Source organism: Mesorhizobium sp. WSM4832 (assembly GCF_055811115.1).
The window spans coordinates 123,751-141,231 of the sequence record NZ_JBVVQH010000001.1 but is presented as its reverse complement, the minus strand read 5'-3'; the positions used below and the strand labels follow the sequence as shown (position 1 = coordinate 141,231).

Here is a 17,481-nt window from a genome sequence, read left to right as displayed (position 1 = left end):
ACCCACCAACCAGGAGACGACCATGACCTACAATCTCATCCGCTACGGCGTGAAGGACGCCAGCATCGCCGAGAACCGGGCGCTGGTGGGGAAGGTGTTCGAGGCGCTGGATGAAACGCAGCCGCAATCGGTGCGCTATCTGGTGCTGGAGCTGGAGAATGGCGAATTCGTCCATATTGTCGGCTACGACAAGGACAGCTCGGCGCTCACCGAACACGACGCTTTCAAGGCCTTCGGCGCCAATCATGGCGAACGGCGTTCGACGCCGCTTGCCAGGTCGCCGGCGAAGATCGTCGGCAATTATCGTATGCTGGCCAAGGCCGACGAAGCCGTGCCGGCCTGACTCGGGCACGGTATGGCCCACGAGCCGGCGATCAAGAGAACGAGGACGATGAGCCCAGCAAAATTCGGCCGCGCGGAACTTGAAGCCATGCTCGTCGGCCTGCGCCCGAAACTGCACCGCTACGCGGCGCGCATGGCCGGCTCGGCGATCGAGGGCGAGGACATCGTGCAGGATGCGGTGGTGAAGGCGCTTGCCGCCCATGATGGCGGCGCTCTCGTCGAACGCCCCGAGCAATGGCTGTTCCGTATCGCCCACAACGCGGCGCAGGACCATCTGCGCCGCCGCCAGCGGGAGCGTTCCCGCATCACCGAGGCCGACATGACAACGGTTGAGGACCTCTCCGCCAGCGCGGAGGCAAGACTGGCGGCGGCAACGAGCCTGCGCAGCTTCATGCGGTTGACGCCGGCGCAGCGCAGCGCCGTCATCCTGGTCGATGTGCTCGGTCTCAGCCTGTTCGAGACCTGCGCGGTGACGGGCGCAACGCTCGCCGCCACCAAGGCGGCGCTGCATCGCGGCCGGGCGGAGTTGAAGGCATTGGCGACGGCGCCGGACGACGTGACCATGCCGAAGCTCGATCCGGAGGAAGAGCGCCGGCTGCGCCGCTATATCGACCTGTTCAACGCTCGCGATTTCGATGGCGTCAGGGCGCTGATCGCCGAGGACGTCCAGGTCGACGTCGTCAACCGGACCCGCTTGCGCGGCAAGAAGGAAGCCTCGACCTATTTCGGCAACTACGACCGTATCAGCGACTGGGCCTTGTCGCTCGGCTTTGTCGAGGCGCAGCCGGCGATCCTGATCCGCAATCCGCAGGCGGACAATGCGGTGCGCGGCTTCATGCTGATCGGATGGCGGGATGATGAAGTCGTCCGCATCCGCGATTTCCGGCACGCGCCGTACTGCGTCGCGGAGGCCGAAATCCTCGTCGTCCCCGGCGAGCGGGCATGACGGGATCCGGGCCGAGTTTGCTCTCGCCACGGACGCGTCTAGTCTTTGTTTTGATGCATGTCGTTCTCTCAAAACCGCTGCGCACTTTTGGGCGACACGCATTATAAATCCGTATTGGAGCGGAACGGACACGAGGTCATGACGCAGGTTGATCTCGAAACGCACGGCGTCCCGGCGCGGCTCTTCGCGACACTTATCGCACTGGCGGCCTGGATCGGGATAGGCGTGCATTTCCATGCCCTCGCCGACGGGCCGGCATCGTGGCCCGGCGTGCTGTGGAGGCTGTTCGGTTATTTCACGATCACCACCAATCTTCTGGTCGCGGTCGTGTTCACTGGCGTCGCGGCGAAGGCGCGGTTCGCGACGACCTGGCTGCTCGGAGCGACCTTGCTCAACATCCTGCTCGTCGGCGTCGTCTATGGCCTGTTGCTGCAGGGCCTGAAGGAGCTGACCGGCGGCTCGCAGTTCGCCAATATCCTGCTACACCGGGTGACGCCGGCACTGACCACCGTCTTCTGGCTGGCCTTCGTCCGCAAGGGAACGCTGAACCGCTACGCGCCGCTTCTATGGGCTCTCTACCCGCTCGGCTATCTCGCCTACGCCCTGGCTCGCGGGTCTTTCGAAGGGCGTTATCCCTATCCGTTCATCGATATCGCCCGGATCGGCTGGGCGCAAACCCTGACCAACAGCGCCCTGATCGCACTTGGCTTCGTCGTGGCCGGGGAAGTGCTGGTCTGGCTCGACCGGCGGCTCGGCGGAGCAGGGAAACCGTGAGCGGACCGAGCATGGCTCTTTTGTTCTGACGCAATTGCGGAGGTCGCCGAGCCCAACCGCCGCACTTTTCCCAGAATTGCCCTAGTGGCACTGCACAGGAATTGACCGGTCGGCTCTGTTTGCATTGGCAGGCAGCATGCCTTGGAGATTGGCCGAAACGCCCATCGCGATCGTCATTCTAGGGCGGAGCAGGAGCGAAGCTCCGTCGCGAAGACCCTAGAATCCATGCCGTTGCTTTCGCCAAGGAGCGCAACGGAGCAAAATTCTGCACCGTGGCGGCGCTTCCAAGTCACGGCATGGATTCTATGGTCTGCGCCGCGTCGCTTCGCTCCTTGCTTCGCCATAGAATGACGAGGTTGGGCCGGCTTTCAAAATCCCTGTGTCGGGGAACCAGCCACCGGTAGGTAAGTTCGGCCTGATGGCCTGTCTGACGATTTCCGCGATGCGGGCCTCGGCACAGCCATTGGCAATCGATCGTCACGACCGGCTGCCGCGTCGCCATCAACATAGATGTTTTAAACATCAATCCTTGACGATAGAACCTTTTTATGTAGGTTAAACCACCGAGACCTCATATCTCAGAACTGAACCAGAGAGTCGTCGGTGATAACCGCACCGCAATTGCGCGCAGCAAGATCGCTGCTTGGCATCGATCAACGCAGGCTTGCCGAATTGTCCGGCCTGTCGGTGCCGACGATCCAGCGCATGGAAGCCAGCAGCTCGATCATCCGGGGCAATGTCGATTCGCTGATGAAGCTGATCGCGGCGCTCGAGGTGGCCGGCATAGAACTGATCGGGGAAGGCGCGGCCAGCCAGGGCGGCGGGCGCGGCGTGCGGCTGAAGGCCGGCGTCGATCCGGCCAAGGCGCCCGGAGCCGACGGCGACCATGTCGAACCCGGCGGGAGCCTGCCGTGAATTCGACCGTCGCCCTTCTGCTGTGCGGCCCTGCCGCGCTTCTGGGAACAGCCATATTGGCCGCGGCCGTCAGCCGGCATGCCGCCGCGACGCGTCTGGTCTATGGCGCCGCGCTTGTCATTTCAGCCGCCCTGCTGGTGGCCGTTGCCGGTCATCTTGCCGGCAATCCCGGCGAGGTGTCCGCCATAACCTTGCCGCTCGGCCTGCCCTGGACCGGCGCACGGTTCCGTCTCGACGGCCTGTCGGCGTTCTTTCTCGTCGTCGTCAACCTGGGCGGCGCAATCACCAGCCTCTACGGTCTAGGCTACGGCCGGCACGAATCCGAGCCGCATCGCGTGCTGCCGTTCTATCCGGCATTCCTCGCCGGCATGAACCTCGTGGTACTGGCCAACGACGCCTTCAGCTTCCTCTTGTCCTGGGAGTTCATGTCGCTCGCCTCCTGGGCGCTGGTCATGGCGCATCACCGCGACGAGGCCAACCGGCGGGCAGGCACCATCTACCTGGTGATGGCAAGCTTCGGCACGATGGCGCTGCTGCTTGCCTTCGGCCTGCTGGCGGGGCCCGCGGGAACCTATGCGTTCGACGCGATGCGGACGGCGCATCCCGACCGGTTCGCGGCCGGCGCGGTGCTGGTTCTCATGCTGCTTGGTGCCGGCTCAAAGGCGGGCTTGGTGCCGCTGCATGCCTGGCTGCCGCTTGCCCATCCGGCAGCACCCAGCCACGTCTCGGCGCTGATGAGCGGCATCATGACGAAGGTCGCCATCTACGGCTTCATCCGCGTGGTGTTTGACCTGCTTGGCGAGCCGGCATGGTGGTCGGGCATTGCCGTGCTGCTCATCGGCGGCGTGACGGCGGTGCTGGGCATCCTCCACGCGCTGATGGAAAAAGACCTCAAGCGGCTGCTTGCCTATTCGACCATCGAGAATATCGGCGTCATCTTTGCCAGCCTCGGCCTAGCACTGGCCTTCAAGGCGAACGCCATGCCGTCGGCGGCGGCGCTGGCCTTCACCGCGGCGCTGTTCCACGTGCTGAACCACTCCTTCTTCAAGAGCCTGCTGTTCTTCGGCGCCGGCGCCGTGCTGTCGGCGACGGGGGAACGCGACATGGAAAAGCTGGGTGGCCTCATCCACCGCCTGCCGGTGACCAGCTTCGTCTTCCTCGTCGGCTGCGTCTCGATCTCTGCGCTGCCGCCCTTCAACGGCTTCGCCTCCGAATGGCTGGTCTTCCAGGCGATATTGCTGAGCCCCGAGCTGCCGCAATGGGGGCTGAAAGTTATCGTGCCCGCGGTCGGCGGCATGCTGGCGCTGTCGGCGGCGCTGGCAGCGGCCTGCTTCGTGAAGGCATTCGGCATCACTTTCCTTGGCCGGGCGCGGTCGGCGGCGGTGGAACGGGCGCATGAGGTCGACCGCTGGTCGCTGGCGGCGATGGCCTTGCTTGCCGCCTTCTGCCTGCTCGCCGGCATTCTGCCCGGCTTCGTCATCGACGGCCTGTCGCCGGTGACGCTTTCGCTCATCGGCGACCGCATGCCGGTGCAGATGGCTGAGCCGTGGCTGTCGATCGTGCCGATCGCCGAGAGCCGCAGCTCCTATAACGGCCTGCTGGTGTTCGTCTTCATCGCCATCTCGGCATCGCTCGCGGCCTTCTTCATTCACCGCTTTGCCTCGCATGCGCTGCGCCGGGGCATTGCATGGGGATGTGGCTTCGCGGATGCGGTGCCGGCCGCGCAATACACGGCCGTCAGCTTCGCGCAGCCCATTCGCCGCGTCTTCGGCGGCTTCGCCTTCCGCGCCCGCGAGACGGTGGAAATGCCGGCGCCGGGCGCCCTCGAGCCGGCCCGCCTCAAGGTGGATATGCACGATGTGACCTGGGAGATTTTCTACCAGCCGATCACCGGCGCGATCGATTTCGCCACCGAGCGGCTGAACCACCTGCAGTTCCTGACCATCCGCCGCTACCTGACGCTGGTCTTCCTCTACCTCGTCATCCTGCTCCTGGTGCTTGCGCTATGGCCGTGATCTTCGATCTGGCCGTGCAGGGCGCGCAGATGCTGTCGGTGCTTCTGCTGGCACCGCTTTTGATCGGCTTCGTGCGCAAGGTGAAGGCAAGGCTTGTGAGGCGGCAGGGGCCCTCGGTGATCCAGCCCTATCGCGATCTCGTCAGGCTGATGCGCAAGGAGGTCGTGCTGGCCGACAACGCGTCCTGGCTGTTCCGCGTGACGCCCTACCTGATCTTCGCCGCCACCTGGGTAGCGGCGGCGCTCGTCCCGACATTCGCCACCGGCCTCGAATTCAGCTGGGCCGCCGACCTCATCGTCATCGTGGCGCTGCTCGGCAGCGCGCGCTTCTTCCAGGCGCTGGCCGGGATGGATGTCGGCACCAGCTTCGGCGGCATCGGCGCCAGCCGCGAAGTGATGATCGCATCGCTGGCCGAACCGGCGATGCTGCTCATCGTATTCAGCCTGGCGCTCGTCGCCGGCGCCACGCAGCTTTCGACGGTCGCCGCCTTCATGGGCTCGCCGCAGGTCGGATTGCGGGTGTCGCTCGGCATGTCGCTGATCGCCCTGGTGATGGTGGCGGTCGCCGAGAATGCGCGCGTACCGGTCGACAATCCGGCCACGCATCTGGAGCTCACCATGGTGCATGAGGCGATGATCCTGGAATATTCCGGCCGCCATCTGGCGATGATCGAGCTCGCCAGCTTCCTCAAGCTGCTGCTCTACATGTCGCTGATCTCCTGCGTTTTCCTGCCCTGGGGGCTGGAGAGCGCGGCGACCGGGCCGAGATCGCTTGCCATCGGCGCAGCCGCCTATCTCGGCAAGCTCGCGGTGCTTGCCATCCTGCTTGCCGTGTTCGAGACGGCGGTCGCCAAGATGCGTGTCTTCCGCGTGCCGGACTTCCTCGGCGCGGCGCTGATGCTGGCGCTGCTCGGCACGCTTTTGCTGTTCGTCTCGCGGAGCCTGTGATGAGCGGTCTCACCTTCGACATCGCCCATCTGCTCGCCGGCAGCCTGGTGCTGATCTCCTTCATGATGCTCTACCAGGACCGCCTGTTCGCGCTGATCAACGTCTTTGCGCTGCATGCTGTCGTGCTTGCGCTGTCGGTGGCCTGGCAGGCCTATATCCAGGACGCGCATCATCTCTACATCACCGCCGGGATCGCGCTGGTCTTCAAGGCGATCGTCATTCCGGTCGGGCTGCATCGCATTATCCAGCGGCTCGGCATCCACCGCGACATCGAGACCGCCGTCGGCATCGGCCCGACCATGCTGGCGGGCATCGGGCTGGTGACACTGTCCATGGTGCTGATGCTTCGGGTGACGCCCGAGGCCGACCCGCTGGCCCGGGAGGACCTGGCCTTCGCGCTGTCGATCATCTTGCTGGGACTGCTGGTGATGGTCACCCGCCGCAATGCCGTCAGCCAGGTCGTCGGCTTCATGTCGCTGGAGAACGGCCTGGTGCTGGCAGCTACCGGCGCCAAGGGCATGCCGCTGGTGGTCGAGATCAGCGTCGCCTTCTCAATCCTGATCGCCTTCATCGTCATCGGCGTCTTCCTGTTCCGCATCCGGGAACGGTTCGATTCGGTCGATGTCGGCGCGCTCGACGACTACCGGGGAGAACGCCGGTGACCGGGTTTTCCTTCGACGCCGTGGCCGCGATCCTTTTTATCCCGGCGGCTGCCGCGGCTGTCCTGGCGACAATGCCTAACTACCGCATGACGGCGGTCGTCAACGTCGCGGCCAGCCTGCTCACCTTGCTTGCGGCGCTGTCGCTGTTCGTCACGGAACGGCCGGCGCCGGGACAATATCTGCTGATCGACGACCTCAACATCGTCTTCATCGTGCTCAACACATTCGTCGGCTTCACCACCAGCGTGTTCAGCGCGTCCTATATCGGGCATGAGCTGGAAACCGGCAGGCTGACCGCGCCAAACCTGCGGTTCTACCACGCGATGTACCAGATCATGATGTTCGGCATGAACCTGGCCTTCGTGTCGAACAATATCGGCCTGATGTGGGTCGCGGTGGAGCTCGCCACGCTGACCACGGTGCTGATGGTCGGCATCTACCGCACGCATGAGGCGCTGGAGGCGGCGTGGAAGTATTTCATCCTCGGCAGCGTCGGCATCGCGCTCGCGCTGTTCGGCACCATCCTCGTCTACATGGCCGCGCAGCCGGTCGTCGGCGAGGGCACCAACGCCATGGTCTGGTCGGTGCTGATCGAGAAGGCAGCGCATTTCGATCCGGCCCTGCTCAGCGTCGCCTTCATCTTCCTGCTGCTCGGTTATGGCACCAAGGTCGGGCTCGCACCCCTGCACGCCTGGCTGCCCGATGCGCATGCCGAAGGCCCGACGCCGATCTCGGCGGTGCTGTCGGGCCTGCTGCTCAACGTCGCGCTCTACGCGGTATTGCGCTTCAAGCTTTTGCTCGCGGCGAACCCGCAGGCGATCGGCCCTGGACCGCTGATGGTCACGATGGGGCTGACCTCGCTCATCTTCGCGGCCTTCATGCTCTACCGCCGCCGCGACATCAAACGCCTGTTCGCCTATTCGTCGATCGAGCATATGGGCATCATCGTCTTTGCCTTCGGCATGGGCGGCCCGCTCGCCAACTTCGCCGGCCTGCTGCACATGGTCATGCACAGCCTGACCAAATCGGCGATCTTCTTCGCCGTCGGCCATATCGCGCAGGTCAAGGGCACGCAGAAGATTTCCGAGATCAGGGGGCTGACCGAAAGCCATCCGGGGCTTGGCTGGGCGCTCGTCATCGGTGTCGTGGCAATAGCCGGCCTGCCGCCGCTCGGCATCTTCATGAGTGAATTCCTGGTCGTCAGCTCGACCTTCGCCAGGCATCCGTGGCTGGCGATCCCGCTGGTGTTCGGGCTGCTCATCGCCTTCGGGGCGCTGTTGCTGCGGCTGACCGGCGTCGCCTTCGGCGAGCCGCGCGGCGGCATGGCGCCGGTCGAAGCGTCCTACGTGCCGATGTATTCGCACCTCGCTCTGGTGTTTGCCGCCGGCATCTATCTGCCGGCGCCGTTGGTCGCGTGGTTCCAGCATGTCGCCGGTATACTGGGGTAAGCCGCATGGTGAGGAAACGCGTGCCAGCACTCGCCGATCTCATCGAGGCCGATCGGCAGGTCGAGCATCACGCGCCCTGGCGGCGCGCCGTGGTGGCCCCCAAGGTCTGGAACCTTGCCGTCGAGCAGCTGGCCGACGGCCGCTGGAGCCTGCTCGGCCTGTGGGGGGAGCCGGACAAAGTGCACATGGCGCTCCTCGACGAAGCGCTGAACATCGGCGTGATCAGCCTGGATTGCCGCGGCGGCCGCTACCCTTCGGTCAGCCAGTGCCATCCGCCGGCGCTGCGGCTGGAACGCGCCGCGGCGGACCTCTTCGGCCTGGCGCCGCAGGGCCTGCCCGATACCCGCCGCTGGCTCGACCACGGCCAATGGGGCATCAGCCATCCGCTGGCGACGCAGCCCGGGGGACCGGCGGCCGCTGCCTCCTACCGGTTCCTGGCGGCCGAGGGCGAAAGCCTCCACCAGGTTGCGGTCGGGCCCGTGCATGCCGGCATCATCGAGCCCGGACATTTCCGCTTCACGGCCGGCGGCGAAACGGTGGTGCGACTGGAAGAACGGCTGGGCTATGTGCACAAGGGCATTGAAGGCCTGATGGCAGGCGCTTCCATCGACCGTGCCGCAAGACTTGCAGGCCGCATTTCAGGCGACAGCACGGTCGCCTATTCGCTGGCCTTTGCCCGCGCGGTGGAGGCGGCGCTCGGCGTCACGCCACCGCCGCGCGCGATATGGCTGCGGGCGCTGATGGCCGAGCTGGAGCGCCTCGCCAATCACCTCGGCGATATCGGCGCCATCTGCAACGACGCCGCTTTCGCGATCATGCATGCGCATTGCGGCGTGCTGCGCGAGCGCGTGCTGCGCACCGCCGACGCGGCCTTCGGCCATCGCCTGATGCGCGACCGCATCCTGCCCGGCGGCACGGCAAGCGATCTGGACGAGGCGGGGACCAGCGCCATCCGATCGCTGGTCGCGGAGATCAGGCAGCGCTTCCCGCATCTGGTGGAACTCTACGACAACACCGCCTCGCTGCAGGACCGCACGGTGGCGACCGGCCGGCTCAAGGTCGAGCTTGCCCGGCAATATGCCGCCGGCGGCTATGTCGGGCGGGCGTCGGGCCGCAATTTCGATGCGCGGCGCACCCCAGGCTACGCGCCTTACGACGAGCTCGCCTTCGATGTGCCGGTGCTGCAGGAGGGCGACGTCAATGCGCGCGTCTGGATCCGCGTGCGCGAGGTCGAGCAGAGCCTGTCGCTGGTCGAGCAGATTCTCGGGCGGCTGCCCGCCGGACCGATCGGCGTCGACGTCGCCACGGCGGGCAATGCCGTGGATGGACCGCACGAGGGCATGGCGCTGGTCGAGGGTTTTCGCGGCGACATACTGGTCTGGCTGCGTATCGGCGCGGACGGCTTGATCGAGCGCTGCCACCTGCGCGACCCCTCATGGTTCCAGTGGCCGCTGCTGGAAGCGGCGATCGAGGGCAACATCATCGCCGACTTCCCGATCTGCAACAAATCGTTCAACTGCTCCTATTCCGGCCACGATCTCTAGACCATGATTCCGAAAAGTGGAGGCCGGTTTTTCGGAAAAAATCATGGTCAAACAATAGGCATGCCATCATGCGAAAACTGCTCTTCGAAAGCCTGATCCGCCCGCCGCTGACCGAGCGTCCGCCGCAAGTCAGCGACGCGGCCGTAGACGAGCTGGCGCGCGCGCTTGACGGCGTTGCCCGCAAGCGGCTTGGCCGGAGCCTGTCGATCCGCGCGGTCGACGCCGGTTCCTGCAATGGCTGCGAGCTCGAAATGCACGCGCTCAACAACGCCTTCTACGACATCGAGCGCTTTGGCTTCCGCTTCGTGGCATCGCCGCGCCATGCCGACGTGCTTTTGGTCACCGGGCCGGTCACGAAGAACATGCGCGAGGCGCTGAAGCGGACCTTTGACGCGACGCCTGATCCGAAATGGGTGGTCGCGCTCGGCGACTGCGCCAAGGACGGCGGCTGCTTCGCCGGCAGCTATGCCGTCGTCGGCGGCGTGTCGGACGTCGTGCCGGTCGACCTGCACATTCCGGGCTGTCCGCCGGCGCCGATCGAGATCCTCAAGGGATTGATCGCGCTGCTCGACGGCGCGAACGGGAAGGCGCGCGCTCAGCGAGACTGAGCATCGATGCCATCGTTCTTTACGACCTGTCGAGAACGTCGACGATGCTTGGCCCTGCCCCTTCCCGGAAGGCATTGTCCCGTCTGAGTTTCCACTGGCCGTCCACATGATCTGAAATGGCGAGCCGCACGGCGCAGCCTTTAACCGGTTCCGCGCCTGCGCTGCTTCAATTTTCTCAAAAAATCGATTTGCAAATGCATTCACATGGCATAATCATGCCGTTCCATGAGCACGATCTCCAAAGTTGCCGAGCGGGCAGGCGTGTCGCGGACGACCGTTTCGCATGTGATCAACCATGCCGATCGCGTGTCGAAGTCGCTGCGCGAGCGCGTCGAGAAGGCGATCGCGGAGCTTGGCTATTCGCCCAATCCGCAGGCGCGGAGCCTGCGAACCGGGCGCACCAACACGGTCGCCATGCTCATTCCGGATATCCGCAACCCGTTCTATCCGGAGATGGTCAAGACCGCGCAGTCCGAGCTTGAGGCTGTCGGCCTAGACATGCTGATCTTCAACACCGATGTGCCCGGCGGCCATAGCCAGGAGCATGGTCATGAATATCTGCGCCAGATCCGGCACCGCCGGGTCGATGGGCTGATCGTCGGCGACTTCGCGCTGCATGGCATGCATGACACATTGATCGGTATCGACATTCCCACTGTGTTCATTGGTGATCTGCCCAACCGCTCGGTCGACAGCGTCAGGCTGGATGACCATGGCGGTGGTTATCTGATGGGCGAATACCTGGCGCGCAAAGGTCATCGGCGCGTCGCCTACGTCACGGGGCCGACCTCGTTCCGCGAGGCGATGGAGCGTGCCGACGGTTTCGAGAAAGGGCTTGCCGACAATGGGGCGCCGCCCCTGGCCGACCTGCGTTTCACCGGCTCCTATCTACCACCCTCCGGTGTCGAAGCGGTCGCCTGGCTGCTGGAACAGCATAGCGATCCGCTGCCGAGCGCCATCTTCTTCGCCAACTATCTGATGGCGGCGGGCGCGCTGGCCGCATTCCACGACCGCGGCATCGTCGTACCCCGCGACATTGCCGTGGCGGTGTTCGAGGACCTGCCGCAACTCGAATATGTGCGGCCGCGCCTTACGCGCGTCGGCAACAGCCCGGCCAACCTCGCGGGGGAAGCGACGCGGATGCTGCTCGAAAGACTTTCGGGCGCCTACGTGGGCGAGCCGCGCACTGTAACGGTGCCGTCCTTCCTCCACCCCTTCGACACGGCGTGAGGAGATCGAAGCCAGCGGGAAGCCACTCCGCCAAAAGTTCACCAGAGACGATCAACAGGGAGGAAACCATGACTGATCGACCGACTTCGCCAATGCTATCCGGCCTTACCCGCCGCCGCGTCCTGCAAGGCGGCGCGGCCCTTGCTGGCGGCATTACCTTGCCCTTCATCAATCGCACGGCGCGCGCCCAAGGCGCGGCGCTGAAATTCTGGCAATTCTACGCGCCGGGCGGCGACGTGAAGCCGCAGGTGAAATGGTTCGAGGACATGGTGGCGGGCTGGAACGCCAGCCATGACGTCAAGGTCGAGCTCGAATATGTGACCAACAGCGAGTACATGAACGGCTCGAAGCTCTCCACCGCGTTCGCTTCCGGTGAAGGCCCCGACATCTTCATCATCAGCCCCGGCGACTTCCTGCGCTACTACAATGGCGGCGTGCTCGCGGACCTGACGCCTTACATCGACGATGTGGCAAAGGCCGATTTCCCGGAGAGCGTGATCGCCAATCGCATGGTCGACGGCAAGATCTACGGCGTGCCGATGGAGGTCGAGCCGATGGCCTTTTACTATTCGGTGAAGGCCTTCGAGGAGGCGGGGCTCAACGAGAACGACGTGCCCAAGACCTGGGACGAGTTGCTGGAGGTAGCCAAGAAGCTGACCACGCCTAACCGCTACGGCGTGCTGTTCGAGACGACGCCAGGCTATTACCAGAATTTCACCTGGTATCCCTTCCTATGGCAGGGCGGCGGCGAGTTCCAAGGCAAGGACGGCAAGAGCGCCTTCGATTCGCCGGCGACCGTCCAGGCGCTGAAGCTCTGGCAGGACGCCATCAAATCGGGCGCGGCGCCGCGCCAGGTGCTGAGCGGCGGCTTCGACATCGCCGCCAATCTCGGCTCCGGCTATTGCGCCATGCAGAATGTCGGCATCTGGGGCATCTCGGCGATGGACAACAACGCCAAGAACATGCCCTACGGCATCTTCAAGCTGCCGACGCCCGCCAACGGCAAATATGTGACGGTCGGCGGCGGCTGGGCCTTCGTCGCCAACGCCAAGGGCAAGAACCCGGAAGCGGCTGCACGATTCTGCGCCTGGGCGCTCGCCTCGAAGGATCAGGACTCGGTCCAGCGGGTCGTCGACTGGTGCACGGTGGCCAAGAGCGACATGCCGCCGCGCAACAGCGCGCTTGCGGCTGGCGGCGCCGCCTTCACCAACGGCAAGATGGGCGTCTTCTCCAAGGAGGTCCATCCCGGCACCCGCGCCGAGCCGCGCGTGCCGCCTGAAGTCTACAAGATCATCTCGGATGCCATCCAGGCCGCGCAGTTGGGCGGCGCCGACCCGCAGCAGACAGCGACGGCCGCCAGCCAGCAGCTCGACGCCTTCCTCGCCAGCTACTCGGGAGCCCCTATACTCTAGGGCATCCAGGAGAATGCATCGGAGACCCCTCGCTTGCGTTGCAGGCAAGGGAGGGGTCGCAGAAAACGGCCGGCACAACATGACCTACTCCGCCACCACCCTAAGCTCAGCCGCTGCGGAAGAACACGCGGCGGCCTCGCGCACACGCCGCCGCGATTGGCTGGCCGGATATCTGTTCGTGCTGCCGGATGCGCTGGGGCTGCTCGTCTTCGTCGGCCTGCCGATGCTGCTTGCGCTCGGCATCGGCTTTTTCGAGGTCGACGGCTTCGGCTCCTACAAGTTCGTCGCCTTCAAGAATTACGCGAGCATGTGGCACGACCCGCTGTTCTGGTCCGCGCTCAGGGTCACAGTGCTCTATGCCGTCATGCTGGTTCCGGCGCTCTATGTCTCGGGCCTCGGCCTGGCGCTGCTCGTCCAACGCGGCGGCCGCTTCGCGACCGTGATCCGCGCGATGTTCTTCGCCCCGCAGATGGTGAGCCTGGTCGTGGTGGCGCTGGTCTGGCAGATCCTGCTTGTCGAGAAGGTCGGCGCGATCGGCCGGCTCGCCGCAGCGATCGGCTGGGGCCCGGTCTCGTTCCTCGGCGATCCGAACCTGGCGCTGATCACCCTGGTGGCCGTCAGCGTGTGGTTCATGATGGGCTTTTACATGCTGATCTTCCTCGGCGGCCTGCAGGATATTCCGCGCGAATATTACGAGGCGGCGAAGATCGACGGCGCCGGGCCGGTCACCAGCTTCCGGTACATCACGCTGCCTTTGCTCAGGCCGACCAGCTTCTTCGTCCTGCTGGTCTCGATCGTGATGGCGGCGGCCGGCGGCCAGGTCTTCGACCTGATCTACGTCATGACCAATGGCGGCCCGGTCAACGCGACCGCGGCGCTCATCGTCTACATCTACAAGCAGGCCTTCCAACTCGGCGCCTTCGGCTATGCCTCGGCGATGGCCTCGCTGCTCGTCGTGATGCTGATGCTGGTCACGCTGTTGTTGTTCGCGCTCACCCGCGGCGGGCGTTTTGACCATGACTAGCGCGCATTCCGCCGGCTCCGCCCACATCCTGCGCCTGCTGTGGATGCTGATCTCGGCGGTGCTTGCGTTGATGACCATTTTCCCGCTGGTCTGGATGCTGGTCATCGCCTTCAAGCCGGCGCCGGAAGTGTTCGCGCCGAACTTCCTGCCGGTCTCGCCGACGCTCGGCAATTTCCTCTACGTGCTGACCGAAGTGCCGTTCTTGCGCTACCTCGCCAATTCCTTCTTCATGTCGGCGACCGTTACAATCGTCGCGCTGTTTTTCCACTCCATGGCCGGCTACGCGCTGGCGCGGCTCCATTTCCCCGGCCGCGACTTCATTTTCCTTGCGATGTTCTCGACCTTCCTGGTGTCGCTGCCGGTCATCATCGTGCCGCTGTTCATCCTGGTGAAGGCGCTCGGCCTCATCAACACCTATGCCGGCCTGATCGTGCCTTCAATCTTCAACGCCTTCGGCATCTTCCTTCTTCGGCAATACTATCTCTCGCTGCCGCGCGAGCTGGAGGAGGCCGCGATCATGGACGGCGCCGGCCGCTGGCGCATCTACTGGTCGATCGTGCTGCCGCTCAGCCGGCCGATCCTCGCGGCGCTGGCGATCCTGTTCTTCCTCGCCAACTGGAACGCCTTCCTGTGGCCGCTCACCGTCGCCTCCGACACCAATCTCTGGGTCGTGCAGGTGGCGATCGTCAATTTCAAGAGCCAGTACGCCGGCGCCTGGAACTATGTCATGGCCGCCTCGACCATCGTGGCGCTGCCAATGCTCGTGCTGTTCGTGATCTTCCAGCGGCAGATCACCGAATCCATCAAGACCAGCGGCCTCAAGTGAGTAACAAGCATAGGAACGACAGATGACCCAAGCCGGACTTTCGCCGCTGCGCGGCCTCGCCAAGCTGCGCGATGCAAGCACGCGCCGCTTCTCCAGCTACGACCGCACCGGCGGCAATGACGACCGCCTGCACATCGAGCCGGGCCAGACCGTGACTATCGCCGAATATCAAGGCGGCGGCATCGTCACCCACATCTGGGCTACGCTTGCCTGCAAGAGCGAAAGCTTTCTGCGCAAGACCGTGCTGCGTGCCTACTGGGACGGCGAGGAGCACCCAAGCGTCGAGACTCCGGTCGGCGACTTCTTCGGCATGGGTCACGCCGGCACGAAAAACTTCGCCAGCCTGCCCGTGCAGGCAAGCCCCGAGGACGGCAAGGCCTTCAATTGCTATTTCCCGATGCCGTTCGCGGCCGGCATGAAGATGACGATCACCAACGAGGCCGAGGACGATCTCCTGTTCTACTACTATGCCGACCTCGAGCTGCATGAGCAGCTTGAGGACGGCTTCGGGCGCTTCCACGCGCAGTACCGCCAGGCGCGGCCCGAAGGCATGGCGGAGACCGGCCTCACCAACGAGCAGTTTCTGTTCGGAGGCGAGACCTCGGACGGCAAGGACAATTACACGATCCTCGAAGCCGAGGGCCGCGGCCACTATGTCGGCGTGCTCTACAGCGTCTATTCGCGCCGCCGCTCCGCGCTGTGGGACTGGTATGGCGAGGGCGACGACATGATCTTCATCGACGGCGAACCCGGCCTTTCGGTGCCCGACACGGTGCGCAAGCCCGACCCGCGCATCGGCCCGAAGGCGGCACTCATCGAGCCGCGCGCAGAGAGTTCGGCCGGCGCCAACGATGCCTGGCCGCCGACACTGCACGGCACCGGCACGGAAGACTATTTCAACACCGCCTGGTGCCCGACGCAGGATTATTCCGCGCCCTATCACGGCATCATCGCCGCCGGCGGCCCGAACTGGACCGAGCCCGTCACGCTTTACCGCTGGCATATCGAGGATCCGGTGATCTTCCGGAAGCGCATCCGCGTCAGTATCGAGCACGGCCACGCCAACCGGCGCGCCGATGACATCTCGTCGGTCGCCTTCTGGTACCAGGCCGAGCCGCACAAGCCGTTCGCGCCGCTGCCGCCGGTCGCCGAGCGCATCCCCACCTTCCGCCGCCCTTACGAGAGCTGGGACGCGGCAAGCGCCGCCGCGATGCGCGAGCGAGAGTGAATAATCGTCTGGTACTCGTTGGAACGCCACGGATATCTACGCGTTTGCACATGGACCCGTGTGGTGAAGACGGAGCGCGCGCGCAAATGGCATCCATCCGATACATCGTGACGGACATAGATGGATCGGTCGAATTCTATCGCGATAAACTCAGGTTCTCGGTGAACATGCACAATCCCGGCAAGTTCGCAGCGCTTATACGTGATGATCTGACGCTCTACTTGAGCGCCCCAGGAGCGGGCAGTGGAGGAACTGCTGGCGGCGATCCAGAGCCTGGTGGATGGAACCGGTTTATGATTGTTACGAAGGACTTGGACGGTCTCATCAGCCGGTTGAACGCCGGTGGTGCCGAATTTAGAGGGGCAATCAGCGAAGCGGGGGCTGGTCGAGCCAGGCTTCTGAAAGATCCATCGGGTAACCTGATTGAACTGTTTGAATTCAAGTAAGATGCCGCTGCCTGTCTACTCTGCGCAAATGCGGTGGCCACATAGAATATCGCTTCCATTGCCCGCGCTCCATTCGAGAGCCCAGCATCCGGCGCGACGGGTCGACAACCTCACGATACGGTCCTCATCCACGCCAGGAAGGTTTCCATCACCGCCGATCGCGGACTGTGCTGCATCCATACGACATAGAAGCTGTAGCCCGGCAGCGACATTGGATGCGCTTTGACGAGCGAGCCGTTTTCCAGCTCGCGGCCGACCACGACGTCGCTCAAGATCGCAATGCCTTGCCCGGCGACGACCGCATCGATCGCATGCAGTTCCTCGCGGAAGCTCAAATCCCAGGCTTTGTCCGGGATCAGTTCCGGATCGATCGAACGGGCCGTCGCCAGCCATCGGCGCCAGGTGGGAGCGTCCGGATCCCGGTTCATCCAGTCGAAATGGATCAACGGATAGCGCAGGAGATCGGCGGCGCGCTCGATCGGGCGTCCATCGCCGGCCAGCAAGCCTGGACTGCAAACGGGAAAGAAGGAATCGCGGCACAGCTCTTGCCCGGCAAAGCCCACAGGCGGGCGCCGTGTGTAGCGGATCGCCACATCCGCGGCGCCGGCGCGCAGATCGAGCAGCGCGTCCGTCCCGATGATCTCCAGCGGCACGGCCGGGTTGGCCTGCCGCCACTTCGGCAAACGAGGCACCAGCCATCGGCTGGCGAAGGCGTTCGGACTTGTCACCCGCAATGGCGCCTGGACATCGGGCTCGGCGACCGCGGCAAGGGAACCGGCGAGAAGATCGAAGCCATTGCGGACGATCGGGAACAACCGCGCTCCCGCGCTGGTGAGCGCAAGCGGGCGCGGCCGGCGCTGGAACAGCTTGCGGTCGCATATCTCTTCCAGCAGGCGGACCTGGTGGCTGATCGCCGTCGGCGTCACGCCGAGCTCCACCGCCGCGGCCTTGAAGCTGCCGTGCCGGGCGGCGGCCTCGAAGGCATGCAGGGCGCGGAGCGGCGGACTGTTCCTCATGCCGGCAGTGTAGATGAATTCCGCTCATCCAGTCGCTAAGAATTTCGCTTTTGCAGAAAGCCGGGCCCTGTGAGACCGTGGTCCGGTTGGAACCGGGG

General features: G+C 64.7%; 17 protein-coding genes. 16 read left to right on the top strand and 1 reads right to left on the bottom strand.

Annotated elements, in window-relative coordinates; translation table 11 throughout:
- The first annotated feature begins 22 nt into the window (after positions 1–22).
- From AC0L2L_RS00700 to AC0L2L_RS00625, 16 genes are all read left to right on the top strand, one after another.
- On the top strand, positions 23–343 hold the full coding sequence (locus AC0L2L_RS00700) for a hypothetical protein (RefSeq protein ID WP_473575469.1): 321 nt from the start codon (positions 23–25) through the stop codon (positions 341–343).
- 48 nt (positions 344–391) lie between these two features.
- A complete protein-coding gene (locus tag AC0L2L_RS00695; protein WP_473575468.1) occupies positions 392–1,288 on the top strand; it encodes a sigma-70 family RNA polymerase sigma factor in 897 nt (298 codons plus the stop codon).
- A gap of 138 nt (positions 1,289–1,426) precedes the next feature.
- Positions 1,427–2,062: a Pr6Pr family membrane protein gene (locus AC0L2L_RS00690; RefSeq protein WP_473575466.1), complete on the top strand. Its 636-nt coding sequence runs from the start codon at positions 1,427–1,429 to the stop codon at positions 2,060–2,062.
- A 603-nt stretch (positions 2,063–2,665) separates the two neighbouring features.
- Positions 2,666–2,977 (top strand): helix-turn-helix domain-containing protein, encoded by a 312-nt coding sequence (locus AC0L2L_RS00685; RefSeq protein ID WP_473575464.1) that lies wholly within the window; start codon positions 2,666–2,668, stop codon positions 2,975–2,977.
- Positions 2,974–4,992, top strand: a complete 2,019-nt coding sequence (hyfB, locus tag AC0L2L_RS00680; RefSeq protein ID WP_473575462.1) for a hydrogenase 4 subunit B — start codon at positions 2,974–2,976, stop codon at positions 4,990–4,992. The genes AC0L2L_RS00685 and hyfB overlap by 4 nt, the downstream gene beginning before the upstream one ends.
- On the top strand, positions 4,983–5,939 hold the full coding sequence (locus tag AC0L2L_RS00675) for a respiratory chain complex I subunit 1 family protein (RefSeq protein WP_473575461.1): 957 nt from the start codon (positions 4,983–4,985) through the stop codon (positions 5,937–5,939). Before hyfB ends, AC0L2L_RS00675 begins: the two co-directional genes overlap by 10 nt.
- Positions 5,939–6,601 (top strand): hydrogenase-4 component E, encoded by a 663-nt coding sequence (locus AC0L2L_RS00670; protein ID WP_027166917.1) that lies wholly within the window; start codon positions 5,939–5,941, stop codon positions 6,599–6,601. The genes AC0L2L_RS00675 and AC0L2L_RS00670 overlap by 1 nt, the downstream gene beginning before the upstream one ends.
- Complete coding sequence (locus tag AC0L2L_RS00665; protein WP_473575460.1) at positions 6,598–8,049, top strand: hydrogenase 4 subunit F; 1,452 nt, start codon at positions 6,598–6,600, stop codon at positions 8,047–8,049. Before AC0L2L_RS00670 ends, AC0L2L_RS00665 begins: the two co-directional genes overlap by 4 nt.
- A gap of 20 nt (positions 8,050–8,069) precedes the next feature.
- Entirely contained in the window at positions 8,070–9,593 is a 1,524-nt protein-coding gene (locus AC0L2L_RS00660; protein WP_473576077.1) for a hydrogenase large subunit, read from the top strand.
- Positions 9,594–9,661: 68 nt separating this feature from the next.
- Positions 9,662–10,201 carry an NADH-quinone oxidoreductase subunit B family protein gene (locus AC0L2L_RS00655; RefSeq protein WP_473575459.1) on the top strand — a complete coding sequence of 180 codons (540 nt, stop codon included), beginning with the start codon at positions 9,662–9,664 and terminating at the stop codon, positions 10,199–10,201.
- Positions 10,202–10,426: 225 nt separating this feature from the next.
- A complete protein-coding gene (locus AC0L2L_RS00650; RefSeq protein WP_473575458.1) occupies positions 10,427–11,431 on the top strand; it encodes a LacI family DNA-binding transcriptional regulator in 1,005 nt (334 codons plus the stop codon).
- 68 nt (positions 11,432–11,499) lie between these two features.
- On the top strand, positions 11,500–12,843 hold the full coding sequence (locus tag AC0L2L_RS00645) for an ABC transporter substrate-binding protein (protein WP_473575457.1): 1,344 nt from the start codon (positions 11,500–11,502) through the stop codon (positions 12,841–12,843).
- A 79-nt stretch (positions 12,844–12,922) separates the two neighbouring features.
- Positions 12,923–13,867 carry a carbohydrate ABC transporter permease gene (locus tag AC0L2L_RS00640; protein ID WP_473575456.1) on the top strand — a complete coding sequence of 315 codons (945 nt, stop codon included), beginning with the start codon at positions 12,923–12,925 and terminating at the stop codon, positions 13,865–13,867.
- On the top strand, positions 13,860–14,693 hold the full coding sequence (locus AC0L2L_RS00635; RefSeq protein WP_473575455.1) for a carbohydrate ABC transporter permease: 834 nt from the start codon (positions 13,860–13,862) through the stop codon (positions 14,691–14,693). The genes AC0L2L_RS00640 and AC0L2L_RS00635 overlap by 8 nt, the downstream gene beginning before the upstream one ends.
- A gap of 22 nt (positions 14,694–14,715) precedes the next feature.
- Complete coding sequence (locus AC0L2L_RS00630) at positions 14,716–15,921, top strand: glycoside hydrolase family 172 protein (protein WP_473575454.1); 1,206 nt, start codon at positions 14,716–14,718, stop codon at positions 15,919–15,921.
- An 86-nt stretch (positions 15,922–16,007) separates the two neighbouring features.
- Positions 16,008–16,367: a VOC family protein gene (locus AC0L2L_RS00625; protein ID WP_473575453.1), complete on the top strand. Its 360-nt coding sequence runs from the start codon at positions 16,008–16,010 to the stop codon at positions 16,365–16,367.
- A 110-nt stretch (positions 16,368–16,477) separates the two neighbouring features.
- On the opposite strand, the gene AC0L2L_RS00620 is transcribed toward AC0L2L_RS00625, so the two are convergent.
- Entirely contained in the window at positions 16,478–17,383 is a 906-nt protein-coding gene (locus AC0L2L_RS00620) for a LysR substrate-binding domain-containing protein (protein ID WP_473575451.1), read from the bottom strand.
- Positions 17,384–17,481: the final 98 nt, after the last annotated feature.

What these genes read in the sequence shown, in the direction of transcription:
- AC0L2L_RS00700 (WP_473575469.1), top strand. Translation starts at nt 23, where the DNA reads ATGACCTACAATCTCATCCGCTACGGCGTGAAGGACGCCAGCATCGCC.
- AC0L2L_RS00695 (WP_473575468.1), top strand. Translation starts at nt 392, where the DNA reads ATGAGCCCAGCAAAATTCGGCCGCGCGGAACTTGAAGCCATGCTCGTC.
- AC0L2L_RS00690 (WP_473575466.1), top strand. Translation starts at nt 1,427, where the DNA reads ATGACGCAGGTTGATCTCGAAACGCACGGCGTCCCGGCGCGGCTCTTC.
- AC0L2L_RS00675 (WP_473575461.1), top strand. Translation starts at nt 4,983, where the DNA reads ATGGCCGTGATCTTCGATCTGGCCGTGCAGGGCGCGCAGATGCTGTCG.
- AC0L2L_RS00670 (WP_027166917.1), top strand. Translation starts at nt 5,939, where the DNA reads ATGAGCGGTCTCACCTTCGACATCGCCCATCTGCTCGCCGGCAGCCTG.
- AC0L2L_RS00655 (WP_473575459.1), top strand. Translation starts at nt 9,662, where the DNA reads ATGCGAAAACTGCTCTTCGAAAGCCTGATCCGCCCGCCGCTGACCGAG.
- AC0L2L_RS00650 (WP_473575458.1), top strand. Translation starts at nt 10,427, where the DNA reads ATGAGCACGATCTCCAAAGTTGCCGAGCGGGCAGGCGTGTCGCGGACG.
- AC0L2L_RS00645 (WP_473575457.1), top strand. Translation starts at nt 11,500, where the DNA reads ATGACTGATCGACCGACTTCGCCAATGCTATCCGGCCTTACCCGCCGC.
- AC0L2L_RS00640 (WP_473575456.1), top strand. Translation starts at nt 12,923, where the DNA reads ATGACCTACTCCGCCACCACCCTAAGCTCAGCCGCTGCGGAAGAACAC.
- AC0L2L_RS00635 (WP_473575455.1), top strand. Translation starts at nt 13,860, where the DNA reads ATGACTAGCGCGCATTCCGCCGGCTCCGCCCACATCCTGCGCCTGCTG.
- AC0L2L_RS00630 (WP_473575454.1), top strand. Translation starts at nt 14,716, where the DNA reads ATGACCCAAGCCGGACTTTCGCCGCTGCGCGGCCTCGCCAAGCTGCGC.
- AC0L2L_RS00625 (WP_473575453.1), top strand. Translation starts at nt 16,008, where the DNA reads ATGGCATCCATCCGATACATCGTGACGGACATAGATGGATCGGTCGAA.
- AC0L2L_RS00620 (WP_473575451.1), bottom strand. Translation starts at nt 17,383, where the DNA reads ATGAGGAACAGTCCGCCGCTCCGCGCCCTGCATGCCTTCGAGGCCGCC.